The organism is Cupriavidus sp. GW823-FHT07A04 (assembly GCF_058794615.1).
The window spans coordinates 25,635-42,436 of sequence record NZ_JBXAHA010000022.1 but is presented as its reverse complement, the minus strand read 5'-3'; the positions used below and the strand labels follow the sequence as shown (position 1 = coordinate 42,436).

Genomic DNA, 16,802 nt, shown 5'->3' with positions numbered 1-16,802 from the left:
TGGCCGCTGCTGTTGCTGCAAGCTGTATGCGAACGCCACGACTTCGGTCAGGCAGAACACAGTTTGCATGCTATCGCGATGCGCACCCGGTTTTCGGGCACAGCTCAATACGAATCGACGGAACACAGTTCTCGTGCAGCGACATTCGTTTGCATGCCCTCTCAAAACTGCACTATCGTCGTATCCAGATTTGATGCCCTCGCGCTCCGGTGTGTCTCCGGTTAGCCGGTTCGGCGTGCCCCCCTCCGGCCTCGCGCGATCCGGAAGGGCCATCTTCGATTTGAATCGCGCGGTCCTGGCTGATGCCGTGGACCCTTCCTTCCAGGTGCAAGTGAGAATCATGGAAATCTTCGATGCCTTACATCTTGCCAGGCTGCAGTTTGCCTTCACCGTTTCATTCCATATCGTCTTTCCAGCGATCAGCATCGGCATGGCGAGTTTCCTCGCCGTGCTGGAATGGCGCTGGCTGGCGACGGGGGATAGCAGCTACAAGGATATGTTCCTGTTCTGGTCGAAGGTATTCGCGGTCAGCTTCGGCATGGGCGTGGTTTCCGGCGTTGTAATGGCCTACGAGTTCGGCACGAACTGGAGCGGGTTCTCGCAGGTTGCGGGCAACATCACGGGACCGCTGCTGACGTATGAGGTACTGACGGCCTTCTTCCTCGAGGCAGGCTTTCTCGGCGTGATGTTGTTCGGTTGGCAGCGGGTGAGTGCTCGCGCGCACTTCTTCGCGACACTGATGGTTGCCTTGGGTACGCTCATTTCCACATTCTGGATCCTGGCGTCAAACAGCTTCATGCATACCCCGCAAGGATTCGCCATGGAGAACGGCCGCATTGTCCCGGTCGACTGGCTGAAGGTGGTGTTCAACCCGTCCTTTCCCTATCGCCTCGCGCACATGACAATCGCGGCGTTCATCGTGGCGGGATTCATGGTCGCCGCGTGCGGCGCCTGGCATTTGTTGCAGGGGCGGCGCGATGTGCCGGTCAAGCGCAGCTTCTCGATGGCGTTGTGGATCCTGCTGCTGGTAACACCGGTCCAGATCGTCGTGGGTGACGCGCATGGCCTCAACACGCGCGAGTATCAGCCGGCCAAGATCGCAGCGATCGAAGGTCTTTGGGAAACGGAGAAGGGCGGCACGGCGCTCAATCTGTTCGGTCTTCCCGACATGGAGTCGGAAGAGACACACTACGCGCTGAAGGTCCCTCATCTCGGCAGCCTGATCCTGACGCACAGCTGGGATGGCGAGATTCGCGGCCTGAAGGCATTTCCGCGGCAGGACCGGCCATACTCGCCGATCCTGTTCTGGACGTTCCGGATCATGGCGGGACTCGGCATGCTGATGCTGTTGACCGCGCTGCTCGGCCTGCTGCTGAGAAAGCGTGGCCGCCTCTATGAAATGCGCTGGTATCAGTGGCTCGTGCTGTGCATGGGGCCATCCGGGCTGATCGCGCTGCTGGCGGGCTGGATCACGACCGAGGTCGGCCGCCAGCCCTGGACCGTATATGGCGTGCTGCGCACGGAAGATTCCGTCTCTCCGATCAGCGCCCAGCTTGCCGGGGTTTCCTTGCTGATTTTCGTCATCGTTTACTTCCTGGTCTTCGGGATGGGCGTCTATTACATGATGAAGCTGATGACGCGCGGACCGGTGCTGAACTCGCATGCCGCCGCCTTGCTCAAGCACCCAGGATTGCGTAGTCGCGCACTGGCCGCACCCTCGGATGCGCTGGAAGGAGAATGAATCCATGTCAATCGATCTGCCCGTGATATGGGCCGCCATCATCGGCCTCGGCGTTTTTATCTATGTGATGCTGGATGGATTCGATCTTGGCATCGGCCTCCTGTTTCCATTCTTCGAAGCCAAGGGAGACCGGCAAGTGATGCTCAATACCGTCGCGCCGGTCTGGGACGGGAACGAGACCTTCCTGGTGCTCGGGGGGGCCGGGCTGTATGGCGCCTTCCCGGTCGTCTACGCAACGCTGCTGCCGGCAAACTACCTGCCGCTGATCCTGATGGTCGTCGGCCTGATCTTCCGGGGCGCGGCGTTCGAGCTGCGGGCGAAGGCAAAGCGGACGCAGCATCTGTGGGATCTCGCCTTTATTGGCGGCTCCGCGCTGGCGTCCTTCTGCCAGGGAATCGTGCTGGGTTCGCTCCTGCAGGGGATCAGGATCGTCGACGGCCGTTTTGCCGGAGGACCGTTCGACTGGCTCTCGCCATTCAGTGTGTTCTGCGGCATCGGCGTTCTCCTTACCTACGCCGCGCTGGGCTGCGGATGGCTGATCCTGAAGACGGACGGTGAACTGCAGCGCAAGATGCGGCTGCTGATGCGGCCTCTGGTGTGCGTGCTGCTGGGTGCCATCGCGATCGTCAGCCTTTGGACGGTACTGGGATTGCCGGCGGTGGCCCATCGCTGGTTCGGCAGCGGCAACCTTGGCTGGTTCCTGCCAGTGCCTGTCCTGGTGCTGGCCTGTGCATGGGGCATCTTCCGCGCAGTCCGGCTGCGGCACGAAGCGACCCCCTTTCTCCTGACGCTTGCGCTGTGCTTTCTCGGCTATAGCGGCTTGATCATCAGCATCTGGCCGAACATTCTTCCGCCGTCGCTGACGATCTGGGAAGCGTCTTCCAGCCCGTCCAGCCAGCTCTTCGCGCTGGTTGGCACCGTCATTGTGCTACCGGTCATCCTGGTCTACAACGCACTCCAATACCGGGTATTCCGGGGCAAGGTGCGCGAGGGCGATGCCGGCTATCACTGACCCATGCCAGATACCGGTCGCGCCGGCGTTCCGGTCCTTTGCCGGACTGCGTGGCCGCACCGCAGTTCGCTCCCGCTAGCCCTGGAGCATCCCCCACCCGCAGCAATGCCGGAGAAGAAGACGCCATGATTGTGAGGCCGAGACAAAACTGGTTCCTGATGCTGTTCGTCTGGAACGGTTCGGTATTGCAAACCATCATTCCCCAACTTGTTTTCATGGGGGCTGTCAGCAGCCTGGCCGTGTTTACCCATGGGAAGGTGTTTGGCGAGAAGATCCCCCTCAATACGGCGCCATTCACGCTGTTCGGCCTGGCGTTGGCCATCTTTCTCGCGTTCCGGAACAACGCGAGCTACGACCGTTTCAACGAGGCTCGCCACTTGTGGGGCAACCTGCTGATCGCATCGCGCTCGCTCACTTCGCAGATGCTCTGCTATCTGCCAGAACATCTGGAGGCGGCGGATCGCACCCGACTCGCCAATACGCTGATCGCGTTCATCTATGCGCTTAAGCATCGGTTGCGCGCGACCGACCCGACAGAGGACCTGCGCCGCTTCCTCGCCCCTGAGCAAATGGCGGCGTTGCATGGGAGGTCCTACACGCCGACGGCCTTGCTGAATGACCTTCGCCGCGGCCTCGCCCGTTGCCAGGGACAAGCCGCTGGAGCCGACACCACGCGCTGGATACTCGACACCCAGATCAACGAGTTGGGTAAGGCGCTTGGGGGATGCGAGCGGCTCGTCTCCACGCCGATTCCGTTTGCCTATAACGTGCTGCTGCATCGCACGGTCTACGCCTACTGCGTGCTGCTTCCGTTTGGCCTGGTCGACTCGACGGAGTTCTTCACGCCATTGCTATGCGTCTTCATCTCCTACACGCTGATTGCCCTGGAGGCGATCGCAAGTGAAGTCGCCGAGCCATTCGGACTAGCACCGAACGCGCTGGCGCTCGATGCCATGACGCGCAATATCGAGCGGTCGATTCTCGAGCTTTGCGATCGCGAGCTACCGGCGGAAACGGTAGCGGTCCGGCCTTATCAATTCACATAGCCGATCTTCCCGATTGGCAAGAGTCAACAGGTGCCGAGCATGCCAACGAGGTCAACCCGGTCAATCGGCTTGCGATGCCGCTTTGAGCGAACCAATCTTCAGGGAACCGTCCTGGCGCTGCGCCTCCGACGACAAAGGGGAGCCATGACCACCGCTATCCGCTTGATTGGCATTCGGGCGACGCTCGGCAAGGTCTTCCAGCAGCGTGGCCGATGGAATGAAGAACAGGCCGCCGGTGACTGCCCTGCTGAAGTCCAGCAGCCTGTCATAGTTTCCAGGCGGCCGCCCGACGAACATGTTCTCAAGCATCTGCTCCAGCGGCTTGGGCGAGCGGGCATACCCGATGAAGAACGTGCCAAACTCGCCTTTGCCTGGCTGTCCAAAAGGCATGTTGTCGCGCAGGATCTTCACCTCCTCCCCGTCTTCCTCAAGCGTGGTGAGCGAACTATGCGACGACGACGGCTTGACCGCTGCATCGAGCTCGATGTCCGACAGCTTCGTGCGGCCGATGATTCGCTCTTGCGCCTCGACGGAGAGGTTATTCCATCCAGCCATGTCATGCAGGTACTTTTGCACCATCACGTAGCTGCCCCCGGCGAACGAGGGGTCCTCATCACCAATGATCGTGAAGCGGATGGACTCGGCGCCCGTCGGGTTCTCGGTGCCATCGACAAAGCCGACCATGCTGCGCATGTCGAAGTAGCGAAAGCCATGTACTTCGTCAACCACCGACACGGCCGCGCCAAGCCGGCTCATCAACTGTGTTGCGAGCTCGAAGCACAGGTCCATCTGGTCGGCGCGAATGTGCAGGAGCAGGTCGCCCGGCGTCGCCATGGCGCGGCGATCGCCGGCACCGAATTCGCGAAAGGCGTGCAAGCTGGCGGGACGGGGTTCTCCGAACAGTCTGTCCCAGGCCTCCGAACCAAATCCGCAGACGCACGAGAGGTTGCCACCGGGGACTCGCTTTCCCACGGCACGAACGAGGGCGCCGATATCCGCGCACAATTCACGCACGGTATCCGCGCTGTTCTCGCCCGCGGACAGGACCGCGACGATGAAGATCGCGCTACGGGTGATCGGACTACATACGGCTTGCTGCTCGGGGATGATGTTTGCCATGTTGACGAGTGTCTTCCAGGACGAGTTTCAAGAATGGTGGAATGATAAATGACTGTTATGACTGTTCGCGATAGCCGGACCGCTGTCTATCCTATCATTCAAAGGTGCCTATGCTGGGTGGATGGCCCACTTGTCTCGCGGGAAGGTTAAGTTCGCCGAACGCAAGCGTTGCTGGTCACTCCGGAGGATCAAAGAGATGAACAACTTGCTCAATCGGGCTTCAAGGTGGCGCAGCCGCTGGAGCCAGTTATTTTGGCTAGTCGGGCTCTGGGCCGCCGGCGTGCTTTCAGTCGCTTTGGTCGCGGCACTCATCCGGCTCGCGATGGGGGCCATTGGATTCAGGTCTCATTGAATACAAGGATGGACCCTGTGTTCATCGATCGGCGGTGTCTGTTGACGCGTGCGGCCTGGCCAAGGCAGGCCCTTGCGTTTTAGTGGGGAGCCCGAACATGCAGGAATTTGACTTTTACATCCATCTGAAGAAGCCGACGCTGGGACTCTACGTGCTGAAGGGGGCAGGCCTGCCCGACCTCCAGGATGCAAGTCAGTGGCAGCTCGAGGGGCATGTCTGGCAGAGCGAGCTGCCGCCCGGACTCCTGAAGGAACTGCAAGCCAACGGCCACGCGTTTCAAGAGCTCGGCGGGTGAGCATGCTCGCGGTCCTGCCAAGTGGCGGAGGTAGCTACTGCCGTGAGATGGTCGACAGGCATACGCGCCGCAGGCCAGGCCATCTACCGCTCCGAACGTCCAAGCACGACGGCTGCCTCGGCGGTCAGCATGAGAAAGGTAAACGTTTCCTGAAAATACAATCGAACGGTGGCGTCGGTATGGTCAAGGTAGCCGATGGATACGTCCTGACCGATGTGCAGTTCGAAATCGCCGCCCCGCTCGGTGAGCACCATGCCGCCGTCCATCGCTGGCGCCCAGATGATGTCGCCGTCCACAAGCTGGCGAATGTCGCGTAGAACAGGATATCCGTTGTCAGTGGCCCCGCTCACGGCCGTGAATGGCTTGTCGCCCAGAAGTAGCCTGTAGGGCCCATCGACACCAGCACGGCGCAACTGGTCTACGGCCTGCGCCACCGCGGCCGGATATCCGCCGATATCGGGTGGAAGGTCCAGCGCGGCATGGCCGGCACCCTGAGAGATCCCCTGGATCCCGGCCGCCGCATAGCCTTCGAAGACAATGTGATCCTCGGCCTGTGCGAGTTTGCGCGCCGCATCTTTCAGTGGCTGCAGGTCGGGATTGTTCGACCCACGTTCGACGCCATCCATCTCCTGGCGCGACAGCGCAAACGGGACCCGTAGTTCCACCAGCGCCCGCACATCGCGTTGGACCGCTTCGATGCCGTCGCCCGGCGGTGCGATTTCCCGCAGTTGGCCAGTGCCAACCGCTGAGAATTCGAGACCCTTCGGTCCAATCAGATCGACAACACGCCGAGCGGCGAAGTAGCGTTTGAGGGTGCGAGATGCTTCCTGCTCAATCTGCTCCCAAGCACCTTCGGAGATTGGCGCCAACTGCCGATGGAGATTGTTCATTTGAAGGCTTCCTTTGACTGGCCGCTACGCATCGTATCGTCATGCCGTCTTCGTTGCATGTCTGGTGTTCGATTCTTTCAACCGCGACCTCCTGGGTGCCGGTCGAGCGCGTCGTTGCGTCGTTGCTCGAGCATTCTCAATGAACGTCACGGACCGGGCAAGAGCACAGCAAGGCTTCTGCCGCATCGTATTGTGCAAGCCGATCCCACTGTGCTCTAAACGGTGCTCGCTGCCACGCCCGGAATCAGGAACAGCGCCGCCGCACCATTCAATTTCATCCGATTTCCCTCACCGAACAGACGGAAAAGAGGGAGAGCACAGTCGACGCGCACCGATCGTTATCAACTGTATCTTTGCGCCGGCTTGGCGATCAGCTATGTTAGCCACAGGCTGATCTCACTGCGACGAAGTCGGAAACTTGCCAAGACAGGGGCAGAAGAATCAGTCAACAGCTGGATGATTCCAGTGGCCTCTCGGCCTCGCAACGCCAGAACAGCCCGGCTGCCATGCCGCATCCGATTCGAACAGTCTGAACGCTTCGACCAACAAGGATCCTCACGCCATGCCAGACCTCTGCGATATCTGTAATGCACGCCCCGCGGTTGCCCGTGTCACCGTGATGGAGAACGGCGAGCGCAGGACGCTCTCAATCTGTGACTATCACTACCGGCAGATGTTGCGGCACCAGAACATGCTGAACCCGTTCGACTCCCTGTTGAGCGGAGCAAGCGGGCTGTCCCATCTGTTTGGGGGCATGGGCGGCGAGCCTGGCGATGCGGGCTCGTTCTCCGCCGAGGTGCCGCGCGAATCCGTCGATGCCACGGACGCCTTCAGCGAGCAGACACTAGAACTGTTGCAGCGCGCGGCAGAAAAGGCGCACGAGTTGCACCGCGCCGAGCTCGACACGGAGCATCTCCTGTACGTGCTTGCCGACAACGACATTGCTGGCGCACTGCTCAAGGAGCTCAAAATATCGGCGCAGGACATCAAGACCTACATCGACGAGCACGCGCGCACTGGGGAAGCGGCCCCCGACGCGCCGCTCGACCGGATGACGATCTCGCCGCGTTTGAAGAAGGCCTTTCAGTTTGCCTTCCAGGCGTCGCATGAGCTGGGCCACTCGTACGTCGGGCCCGAGCATCTGCTGATCGGCCTTGCCGCGGTACCCGAGAGCATCGCGGGAGCCCTGCTCAAGAAGTATGGCGTGACACCGGAAGGCTTGCGCCAGAAGGTCGTCAAGGTGGTGGGCAAGGGCGCGGAGGATGGCCGCATCGAAGGCGGCACAGGCACGCCTAACCTGGACAAGTTCGGCCGCGATCTCACCGCCATGGCGCGTCAGGGCAAGCTCGATCCGGTGCTGGGCCGCGCGCAGGAAATCGAGAGCACGATCGAGGTGCTGGCCCGGCGCAAGAAGAACAATCCCGTGCTGATCGGCGAGCCGGGCGTCGGCAAGACAGCCATCGTGGAAGGACTCGCGCAGCGGATCGTCAACGGCGACGTGCCGGAGGTGCTGCGCGACAAGCGGCTCGTCGAAGTGAATATCAACGCGATGGTTGCGGGAGCGAAGTACCGCGGCGAATTCGAGGAGCGCGCGCAAAAGCTGATCGAGGAGGTCACCGCGAAGCAGGACTCGTTGATCCTGTTCGTGGACGAGTTGCACACGATCGTCGGGGCCGGTCAGGGCGGGGGCGAGGGCGGCCTCGACATCGCCAATGTGCTCAAGCCTGCGCTGGCGCGCGGCGAGCTCAGCCTGATCGGCGCAACGACACTGAATGAATACCAGAAGTACATCGAGAAGGACGCGGCACTCGAGCGGCGCTTTCAGCCGGTCCTCGTGCCGGAGCCGAGCGTCGAGCAGACCATCGTGATCCTGCGCGGCTTGCGTGACAAGCTGGAGGCACATCACCAGGTGACCTTCTCCGACGATGCTTTTGTCGCGGCGGCCGAGTTCGCGGATCGCTACATCACGTCGCGCTTCCTGCCCGACAAGGCGATCGACCTGATCGACCAGGCCGCGGCACGGGTGCGGATCGGTGCGACATCCCGTCCGGCCGCGATCCAGGAACTGGAAGCGGAAGCCGCGCAGCTCAAGCGCGAGCAGGACTATGCGTCGTCGCGCAAGCGCTTCGACGAGGCGAAGCGCTTCGAGGAGCGCATCGGCGAGAAGCAGAAGCAGCTCGACGAGGCGATGGAGGCGTGGCAGCGAAAGACAGGCTCGGAGACGCTCGAGGTGACGGTGGCAACAGTGGCCGAGGTGGTGTCTCGCCTCACTGGCATTCCGGTCGCGGAGCTCACGCAGGCAGAGCGGCAGAAGCTCCTTGCCATGGAGGCGAAGCTGCGCGAGCGGGTGGTTGGCCAGGAAGATGCGGTGGTCGCGGTGAGCGATGCGGTACGTCTGTCGCGCGCGGGCCTCGGCCAGACGCACAGGCCGATCGCGACCTTGCTGTTCCTGGGACCCACCGGCGTGGGCAAGACGGAGCTGGCGAAGGCTCTGGCCGAAACCGTATTTGGCGACGAGCAGGCGATCATCCGCATCGACATGTCCGAGTATATGGAGCGCCACGCGGTAGCGCGCCTGATCGGTGCGCCACCGGGCTACGTGGGCTACGAAGAGGGCGGCCAGCTGACCGAGCGCGTGCGGCGGCGTCCTTACAGCGTGATCCTGCTTGACGAGATCGAGAAAGCGCACCCCGACGTCTACAACGTGCTGCTGCAGGTGTTTGACGACGGGCGGCTCACCGACGGCAAAGGCCGCGTGGTCGACTTCAGCAACACGATCCTGATCGCTACCAGCAACCTCGGGGCCTCCATCATCATGGAGAACCTGGCGCGGCCCGAGGCCGCGCGCAAACCTGACAAGGCAGTCCGCGAGGCGCTGATGGACGTGCTGAAGGGGCACTTCCGTCCAGAGTTCCTGAACCGGATCGACGAGATCATCGTGTTCAACGCACTGGCCAAGGAGAATATCCGCGCGATCGTGCACATCCAGCTCGATCGCATCGTGCGTACCGCGGCAGCACAGGACATCACGCTCAGCTTTGGCGAGGCGCTCGTCGACCATCTGGTCGACGTCGGCTACCAGCCCGAGTTCGGCGCACGCGAACTGAAGCGCCAGATTCGCCAGATCATCGAAACGCGTCTCGCGAAGGAGATTCTCGGTGACGCGCTGAAGTCGGGCGACAGCGCCATGATCGACTACGACAACGACAGCGGCGACATACGGTTCGACAAGCTCCCGGCCGAGCCCAAGGCAAAGGACATCCCGCCTTCCGATGGAACCACGTCGAAGGACGCGGATCCGGATCGTCGTGCCGGATCAAGGCCGAAGAAGTCGGCCGCATAGTCGTAGACAGCGAGGCGCGTCAAATCGGCTCGATTGCGTAGCGCCACAGTTTTCATCCATGGAGTTGATCAAATGACCAATCGACGCGAAGTGCCCGGCATCAGGGAATACGACGGCCCTGCTGGCGGCTGGGGAGCGCTGCGAGCGACGGCCCAGGCCATCCGGCTGCAGATGGAAACCATCAAGGCCCCGATCACGCTGCTTCGGACCAATCAGCCCGACGGCTTTGATTGCCCGGGTTGCGCCTGGCCCGACAAGGAGCATCGCTCCAACTTCCAGTTCTGCGAGAACGGCGCGAAGGCCGTCACGTGGGAGGCGACAACCAAGCGCGTGCGCCCGGAGTTTTTTGCAAACAACACCGTGTCATCGCTGCTGCAGCGGTCGGATTTCGAGCTGGAGGACATGGGCCGGCTGACGCATCCGCTCGTGTACGACCGCGCCACGGATACATTCCGGGCTGTCGAGTGGGAGGAGGCGTTCGGCCGGATCGGGCAGATCCTGCGCAGCTTGCCGCCGGACCAGGTGGAGTTCTATACGTCCGGCAGGGCGTCGAACGAGGCCGCCTACCTGTACCAGCTCTTTGTGCGGGAGTACGGCACGAACAATTTCCCTGACTGCTCGAACATGTGTCACGAGCCGACCAGTGTCGGGCTGCCGCAATCGATCGGTATCGGCAAAGGCACGGTATCGCTTGACGACTTCGACAAGTGCGATCTCATCATCGCGATCGGCCACAACCCGGGCACGAATCATCCGCGGATGATGGGCACGCTGCACGAGGCATCACGGCGCAACGTGCCGATCATTGTCTTCAATCCGCTGCGCGAACGTGCCCTGGAGCGCTTCGCCGATCCGCAGAACTGGCTTGAGATGGCCACCTACGGCTCGACCCGGATTGCCTCGACCTATTTCCAGGTCAATGCCGGCGGCGACGCGGCCGCGCTCAAGGGCATCATGAAGTCGCTGATGGCGATGGAGGCGGAACAGGGCAACGTGCTTGACCGTGAATTCATCGCCGCGCACACGACCGGCTTCGACGCCTTCGCTGCGGATCTGGAGGCCACGACATGGGAGGACATCGAAAAGGCGAGCGGACTATTGCAAGCCGATCTCGAACAGGTGGCCATTGCCTATGCGAAGTCGAACGCCGTGATTGTCACGTACGGCATGGGCGTCACCCAGCATAACAAGGGCACGGCCAATGTCCGCCTGATCGCCGACCTGCTGCTGTTGCGGGGTAACTTCGGCAAGCCTGGCGCTGGCATATGCCCGCTGCGCGGGCACTCCAACGTCCAGGGAAACCGCACGGTCGGCATCACGGAGAAGCCGTCGGAGGACTTCCTCAAGCGGCTCGAAGGCGTCTTCGGTTTCCAGCTTCCCCGCGAACACGGCCACGACGCCGTTAATGCCATGGAAGCGATGATCCATGGATCATCGAAGGCCCTGATCTGTCTGGGCGGGAATTTCGCCGTGGCACTTCCGGATCCCGAGCAATCCTTTCCGGCGATGGCAAAGCTCGACTTGAGCGTGCACGTCGGCACCAAGCTCAATCGCACGCACCTCCTGGTGGCGAAGGAAACCTACATCTTCCCGTGCCTTGGCCGTACCGAGCTCGATGTGCAGCAGAGCGGGCCGCAATCGATCACGGTGGAAGACTCGATGTCCATGGTCCACGCATCCGCCGGCAAGCTTGCTCCCGCATCCGAGCAGTTGCGCTCGGAGCCGGCCATCGTTGCCGGCATCGCGCACGCCACCTTGCCGGACAGCAAGGTGCCATGGCTGGAGCTGATTGCCGACTACGACAAGATTCGTGACCTGATCGACAGGACCATCCCGGGGTTCGAAGCCTTCAATGAACGCATCCGCACGCCGGGCGGATTCCGCCTTCCATTGCCGCCGACCGAGCGCAAGTGGCTTACGCCCTCGGGAAAGGCCGAGTTCTCCGTGTACGGCGGCGTGCACGAGGATGCCGTGGTTCTCGGGGGTGAGAACGTGCTGCGCCTGATCACGATCCGTAGCCATGACCAGTACAACACCACGATCTACGCTCTGGATGATCGCTATCGTGGTGTGTTCGGGCGCCGCGACGTCCTGTTCATGAACGAGGCTGACCTGACGTCGCATGGGCTGGAACACGGAGACCTGGTCGACATCGAAACCATCGTCTCGGACAGGCCGCTGCGGCTCAAGAACATCACGGCGATCGCCTACAGCATCGCGCGGGGATCGGTGGCTGCTTACTATCCGGAGGCGAACGTACTGGTGCCGCTCGATTACATCGACAAGGAGAGCGGCACGCCGTCATACAAATCCATTCCCGTTCGCGTGACACGTGCGGCTGGCAATTGAAATTGACGATGGATGCGCCGGGCATAGCCTGGCGCCGATGCTATTCCTCGCCCGCCTTGTATTGCTGCTCGAGGCGGTCGAACAGCACCTTGTTCACCAGTCGCTGGCGTTCGCTGAACGATGCGACCAGCGACGGATCCTCGTCCAGCCGCCCGCTGTCGCGCAGCACGGTCAGCGCCTGCTGCATGCCGTGGACCGCGCCTTGTAGCGCCGCGTTCGCGTACAGCACGATGCCATAGCCCAGTTTGCCGAGTTCGTCGCGCGGCAGGGTCGGCGTTTTGCCGCCGATCACGACATTGATCAGTTGGGGTGTATCGAACAGCGCGGGCAGGCGCTGGATATCGGCGAGCGACTCGGTCGCCTCGATAAAGAGAACATCCGCGCCGGCCTCGACGAAACGATGGCCGCGCTCGATCGCGGCTTCGATGCCGTGCCCGGCGCAGGCGTCGGTGCGGCCCACGATCAGCAGGTTGCTGTCTTCCCGCGCATCGACGGCCGCGTGAAGCTTGCCAATCATCTCGCTGGTCGAAATCACCGCCTTTCCGGCAAAGTGGCCGCATTTCTTTGGCAGCACCTGATCCTCGATCTGGATGGCGTCGGCACCTGCGCGCTCAAGCGTGCGCACCGCGTGGCGGACGTTCAGCGCATTGCCGAAGCCCGTGTCCGCGTCCACGATCAGCGGCAGGTCAACGGCATCGCGCACGCGGGCCGTATGCTCGGCGATATCCTGCAGCCCGATAAAGGCCAGATCGGGCAGCCCGAACGACATATTGGTCACGCCTGCACCCGTCAGGTAGAGCGCCTCGAAGCCGGCGTCCTCGATGATGCGGGCACTTAGCGCGTTGAACGCGCCGGGCACCAGCAGGCCCCTGCGCTCGTCGACCTTGCGGCGCAATGCCGCGCGGCGGATGGCTGAATGAGATGACATGGCACTTACCTCTGGACTCTGAATAATGGAGACACCCTTTCAGCACAATCCATGCCAAAGGCTGGCTTTTTCATATCTCCCGACAAATCAATAACTTACGCGCGCGCTCCAGCGAATGATTCGTGCGAGAATGTTCCTTTGTTTTTTTGAAACGTTTCGCGAAACGTTTCGTGGAACATCTCACACCAGCTGGAGGAAACCTCTCGTGCCGACGCTCTCTCCATTCACTTCCGTTTCGCGGCACGACGCGCATCGGCCCGGCATCGCCCTGGTCAGCATCAGCCGCCTGCAAGCGTTGTGCGAAACCGTGGCGCCGCGCTACAGCGACCGGGCGAAGATACTTGCGGTACGAGAAGGGTATGGCGCCGCGGTCGCCGCGCTGCAGGCATACGTCGACGCGGGCACCGTGGATGTCGTGCTTGCGGCGGGCTCGAACGGGGCCTATCTGCGCGATCACCTGAGCGTGCCCGTGGTGATGGTCAAGGTAAACGGCTTTGACGTGCTCAGCGCGATCGCGCAAGCCGCTTCGGCCTGGCCGGGAGAGCGGGTCGGGCTCGTCCTGCATGAGACGGTTTCGCATGAGCTTGACGATCTGCGGGCCTGGTTGAAGGTGGATCTGCTCCAACGCGCCTATCGCTCGATCGACGAGGTACGGACCGCGGTCGCATCGCTTGCCGCGCAGGGTTGCACTGTCATCATCGGACCCGGCATGGCGTGCGACTTCGCACAGCAGGCCGGCCTCGAAAGCGTGTTCCTGTACTCCCTTGGGGCGGTCGAGGAAGCCTTCGAGCGCTCTATCGAGCTGGCAAGGGTCAGCCGGCACAAGGAGTCGAAGCGCGTGCGCTTGAACACCATCGTGGCGCACCTGCGCGATGGCGTGGCAGCGTTCGACGACGCCGGGCAGCTCGAAGCCGTCAATCCCGCCATGGTCGGCCTGCTCGGGCTGGCTGGCGACAAGGATATCCCGCGTCAACTGACGGCTGCGGTGGGGCCCTTCCTGCGCGAATCCATCAGCACCGAAGGCCCGCTGGAAGAACGGATCGCGCGCATCGGCGGGCGGGCGCTGATCGTGACCTGCCTGCCCATCGTCGAGCATGGCCTGCGTACCGGCTCGGTGGTGACGGTGCAGGACGCGCAGGCCGCGCAGCGCATCGACCGGTCATTGCGGACCACCCAGCGCCCGACGCAACTGGTCGCACGGCACAGCCTGGACGACCTGAGCGGCAGCTCCGCCGTGCTGGACAGGGTGCGGCGCCTCGCCCGTGCCGGCGCGGCGCATGACGCGACCATACTGCTGACGGGCGAGAGCGGGACAGGCAAGGAGTTGGTCGCGCAGGGCATTCACAACGCGAGCGGCCGCCGCGGCAACCCCTTCGTCGCCTTCAATTGCGCGGCCTTGCCGGAAGGCCTGATAGAGAGTGAACTGTTCGGGCATGAAGAGGGTGCGTTCACGGGCGCGCGGCGCGGAGGCAGGCCTGGATTGTTCGAGACCGCCCACACCGGGACGATTTTCCTCGATGAGATCGGGGAGATGCCGGCGGCCCTGCAAAGCCGGCTGTTGCGCGTATTGCAGGAACGCGAGGTCATGAAGCTAGGCTCTGGGCGCGCCACGCCGATCGATGTGCGCGTCATCGCGGCGACGCACCGGGACCTGCACGCCCTGGTGGCAAAGGGCCTGTTTCGCGCAGACCTTTACTTCCGGCTGAACCTGCTGCAGATCGCGCTTCCGGCGTTGCGCGAGCGGCGCAGCGATATACCGGAACTGGCGTGCCACCTGGTCAAGCGGAGCATCGCGCAATATGGCTTGCCGGACGAAGTCATGGCGCGTGCGCTGGAACTGCTGGCCCCCCTGTTCCACGGCTACGCATGGCCGGGCAACGTGCGCGAACTGGAAAATCTGCTGACCCGCGCGGCGATCTACCTTGGCGATCCCCAGGCCGGATCCATGCAGGAGATTCGCGCTGTCTTTCCCGAATTCGAGCGAATGCGCCCGGAGCCGCCGGCGCTTGGCAGCGATGCACAGCGGCCTGCGCTGACCCGCGCCGACGTACTGCTTGCGCTCGAACAAGCCGGCGGCAACCGCGCCGAAGCCAGCAGGCAACTGGGGATCGGGCGCACCACGCTGTGGCGGATGCTGAAAACGGGAGGGTAGGCGGATTCCGCGCCGGACGCGCATGCATCAAGCTCAATGCCGGGCTGACTCCGGATCGCCCGGCCATTCTCCGCCGAGCGCCCGATACAGCTGCACGGCGGCCAGCGCCTGCGCCGTTTGCGTCTGGATCAGTTCGTCCGCCCGCTGCAGCGCGCCGACGCGCGCGTCCAGCACATCCTGCAGCGTGCGCTGTCCGCCTTCGTAGAGGCGCGTGGCGTTCTGGCTGTTGCGCTGCGCGGTGGCGACCACGTCGGCTAGCCGGGCGCCGCGCTGGTCCAGGCTGCTGCGCTGGCTGTAGGCGTTATCCACTTCCTCCAGCGTGCGCAGTACCGTCTGGTTGTATTCGGCCTGCGCGGCCTGCAGGCGGGCGTCGCCAGCATCGATGCCGGCCTGGACGCGGCCCGCGGTGAAGATCGGCAACTGCACGCCAACGCCCACCAGCCCGCCGGTGCCGCTCAGCGCCGGCAGCCCGTCCACGTGCAGGCGCCCGTCCTGGCCGAGGAAAGTCAGGTAAAACCGGGGAAACCGTTCCGCCTTGGCGCTGCCGAGCCTGGCAGCCTGCGCGCGTACCAGCGCGGCCATGGCGCGCACATCCGGGCGCCGCTCGATCACGTCCGACGGCACCTGCCCGGCGGGCGGCGACGGCACGAAGAACGCGGGCGGCGGCGAAAGCGCCGCCGCGGCCTGCGGCACCTGGCCGGCGAGCACCGCAAGGCGGCGTTCCCGCATCGAGATCTGGCTCGTCAGCACCGGGCGCTGCGCCTGCAACGCGCCAAGCTGTTCGTTCACGCGGTCGACATCGTAGGACAGCGCCTGTCCGGCCGCATAGCGCGCGCGGGTATAGCTCAGCAACTGAGCGACGATCTCCGTGCTCCGGTCCAGTTGCTGCAGGCGGCGCTGCAGGCCGCGCGCCGCCAGGTAGTTCTCGGCCACGTCGGCGGCGATCACCAGGCGCGTGCCGCGCAGGCGCTCTTGCGCGCTGAGGGCAACGGCCGCTGCGGCTTGCGCGTCGCTGCGGCGGGCGCCGAAGACGTCGACCTCCCAGGCCACGGTCAGTCCGGCAAGATGGCCGTCCAGGCCGGGCGAGGTATCCGGCAGGCCCGGGGGGCTGCGCAAGTCGGCCACGCCGCGCGCCGCGCGCGCCTGCGCCGACAGCGTCGGGTAGAGCGCCGATTCCGCAACCTGCCCGATCGCGCGTGCCTCCGCCACGCGCGCCTGGGCCACGCGCAGATCGAGATTGGCCGCCAGCGCCTCGGTCACGCGCTGCGTCAGTTGCGGGTCGTTCCAGTTCTGCCACCACTGCGCCAGGTCCTGCGCCGCGGCCGGCGTGCCCTCGGCGGGGGCTTCGCTGAACGCGGCCGGCGCCGCGATACTGTCGGGCACGGCGACGTCGACCGTGGTGCAGCCGGCCAGGCCGGCCGCGGCGATGCTTGCGATGCCTGCAATGAGGCCGGCGAGGATGCCGCGTCGTGGATAGGTACTCAAGGCGGAAATCCGTTGGGTGGGCGGGCTGGAGGAAAGGCGGGCGTGGTAAGCGTGGTAAGCGTGGTAAGCGTGGTAAGTGTGGTCAGGCAT

Annotated in this window: 12 protein-coding genes; 8 read left to right on the top strand and 4 right to left on the bottom strand. The window is 63.5% G+C overall.

All coding sequences use genetic code 11. The features are described from left to right. The first annotated feature begins 340 nt into the window (after positions 1–340). The 3 genes from AC1Q7Q_RS31815 (at position 341) to AC1Q7Q_RS31805 (ending at position 3,799) form a co-directional block, all read left to right on the top strand. Positions 341–1,741, top strand: a complete 1,401-nt coding sequence (locus tag AC1Q7Q_RS31815) for a cytochrome ubiquinol oxidase subunit I (RefSeq protein WP_492375071.1) — start codon at positions 341–343, stop codon at positions 1,739–1,741. A gap of 4 nt (positions 1,742–1,745) precedes the next feature. After that, positions 1,746–2,753 (top strand): cytochrome d ubiquinol oxidase subunit II, encoded by a 1,008-nt coding sequence (gene cydB / locus AC1Q7Q_RS31810; RefSeq protein ID WP_492375081.1) that lies wholly within the window; start codon positions 1,746–1,748, stop codon positions 2,751–2,753. 125 nt (positions 2,754–2,878) lie between these two features. Then, entirely contained in the window at positions 2,879–3,799 is a 921-nt protein-coding gene (locus AC1Q7Q_RS31805) for a bestrophin family protein (protein ID WP_492375070.1), read from the top strand. Positions 3,800–3,859: 60 nt separating this feature from the next. On the opposite strand, the gene AC1Q7Q_RS31800 is transcribed toward AC1Q7Q_RS31805, so the two are convergent. Next, a complete protein-coding gene (locus AC1Q7Q_RS31800) occupies positions 3,860–4,918 on the bottom strand; it encodes a Dyp-type peroxidase (RefSeq protein WP_492375069.1) in 1,059 nt (352 codons plus the stop codon). Between the two features lie 121 nt (positions 4,919–5,039). Here AC1Q7Q_RS31800 and AC1Q7Q_RS31795 point away from each other — a divergent pair, with 121 nt between their 5' ends. Both AC1Q7Q_RS31795 and AC1Q7Q_RS31790 read left to right on the top strand, forming a co-directional pair. Continuing rightward, positions 5,040–5,270, top strand: a complete 231-nt coding sequence (locus tag AC1Q7Q_RS31795) for a DUF2474 domain-containing protein (RefSeq protein WP_492375068.1) — start codon at positions 5,040–5,042, stop codon at positions 5,268–5,270. A gap of 97 nt (positions 5,271–5,367) precedes the next feature. After that, positions 5,368–5,565, top strand: coding sequence for a hypothetical protein (locus tag AC1Q7Q_RS31790; RefSeq protein WP_492375067.1), 198 nt, complete (start codon positions 5,368–5,370; stop codon positions 5,563–5,565). Positions 5,566–5,648: 83 nt separating this feature from the next. Here the strand turns inward: AC1Q7Q_RS31790 and AC1Q7Q_RS31785 are convergent, their stop codons facing one another. Then, a complete protein-coding gene (locus AC1Q7Q_RS31785; RefSeq protein WP_492375066.1) occupies positions 5,649–6,455 on the bottom strand; it encodes a family 1 encapsulin nanocompartment shell protein in 807 nt (268 codons plus the stop codon). Positions 6,456–7,017: 562 nt separating this feature from the next. On the opposite strand from AC1Q7Q_RS31785, the gene AC1Q7Q_RS31780 reads away from it, so the two are divergent. Then, on the top strand, positions 7,018–9,798 hold the full coding sequence (locus AC1Q7Q_RS31780) for an ATP-dependent Clp protease ATP-binding subunit (protein ID WP_492375065.1): 2,781 nt from the start codon (positions 7,018–7,020) through the stop codon (positions 9,796–9,798). Between the two features lie 72 nt (positions 9,799–9,870). Beyond that, positions 9,871–12,147, top strand: a complete 2,277-nt coding sequence (locus AC1Q7Q_RS31775; protein WP_492375064.1) for an FdhF/YdeP family oxidoreductase — start codon at positions 9,871–9,873, stop codon at positions 12,145–12,147. A 40-nt stretch (positions 12,148–12,187) separates the two neighbouring features. Here AC1Q7Q_RS31775 and AC1Q7Q_RS31770 read toward each other — a convergent pair whose 3' ends face one another. Continuing rightward, positions 12,188–13,075 (bottom strand): isocitrate lyase/PEP mutase family protein, encoded by an 888-nt coding sequence (locus tag AC1Q7Q_RS31770; protein WP_492375063.1) that lies wholly within the window; start codon positions 13,073–13,075, stop codon positions 12,188–12,190. Between the two features lie 205 nt (positions 13,076–13,280). Here AC1Q7Q_RS31770 and prpR point away from each other — a divergent pair, with 205 nt between their 5' ends. Continuing rightward, positions 13,281–15,227 (top strand): propionate catabolism operon regulatory protein PrpR, encoded by a 1,947-nt coding sequence (gene prpR, locus AC1Q7Q_RS31765; protein WP_492375062.1) that lies wholly within the window; start codon positions 13,281–13,283, stop codon positions 15,225–15,227. 33 nt (positions 15,228–15,260) lie between these two features. Here prpR and AC1Q7Q_RS31760 read toward each other — a convergent pair whose 3' ends face one another. Continuing rightward, positions 15,261–16,802, bottom strand: a complete 1,542-nt coding sequence (locus AC1Q7Q_RS31760; protein WP_492375061.1) for an efflux transporter outer membrane subunit — start codon at positions 16,800–16,802, stop codon at positions 15,261–15,263.

Bases quoted from the DNA above. Each gene is read 5' to 3' on its own strand.
- AC1Q7Q_RS31815 (WP_492375071.1), top strand. From the start codon at position 341: ATGGAAATCTTCGATGCCTTACATCTTGCCAGGCTGCAGTTTGCCTTC.
- cydB (WP_492375081.1), top strand. From the start codon at position 1,746: ATGTCAATCGATCTGCCCGTGATATGGGCCGCCATCATCGGCCTCGGC.
- AC1Q7Q_RS31805 (WP_492375070.1), top strand. From the start codon at position 2,879: ATGATTGTGAGGCCGAGACAAAACTGGTTCCTGATGCTGTTCGTCTGG.
- AC1Q7Q_RS31800 (WP_492375069.1), bottom strand. From the start codon at position 4,918: ATGGCAAACATCATCCCCGAGCAGCAAGCCGTATGTAGTCCGATCACC.
- AC1Q7Q_RS31795 (WP_492375068.1), top strand. From the start codon at position 5,040: ATGGCCCACTTGTCTCGCGGGAAGGTTAAGTTCGCCGAACGCAAGCGT.
- AC1Q7Q_RS31790 (WP_492375067.1), top strand. From the start codon at position 5,368: ATGCAGGAATTTGACTTTTACATCCATCTGAAGAAGCCGACGCTGGGA.
- AC1Q7Q_RS31785 (WP_492375066.1), bottom strand. From the start codon at position 6,455: ATGAACAATCTCCATCGGCAGTTGGCGCCAATCTCCGAAGGTGCTTGG.
- AC1Q7Q_RS31780 (WP_492375065.1), top strand. From the start codon at position 7,018: ATGCCAGACCTCTGCGATATCTGTAATGCACGCCCCGCGGTTGCCCGT.
- AC1Q7Q_RS31775 (WP_492375064.1), top strand. From the start codon at position 9,871: ATGACCAATCGACGCGAAGTGCCCGGCATCAGGGAATACGACGGCCCT.
- AC1Q7Q_RS31770 (WP_492375063.1), bottom strand. From the start codon at position 13,075: ATGTCATCTCATTCAGCCATCCGCCGCGCGGCATTGCGCCGCAAGGTC.
- AC1Q7Q_RS31760 (WP_492375061.1), bottom strand. From the start codon at position 16,802: ATGCCTGACCACACTTACCACGCTTACCACGCTTACCACGCTTACCAC.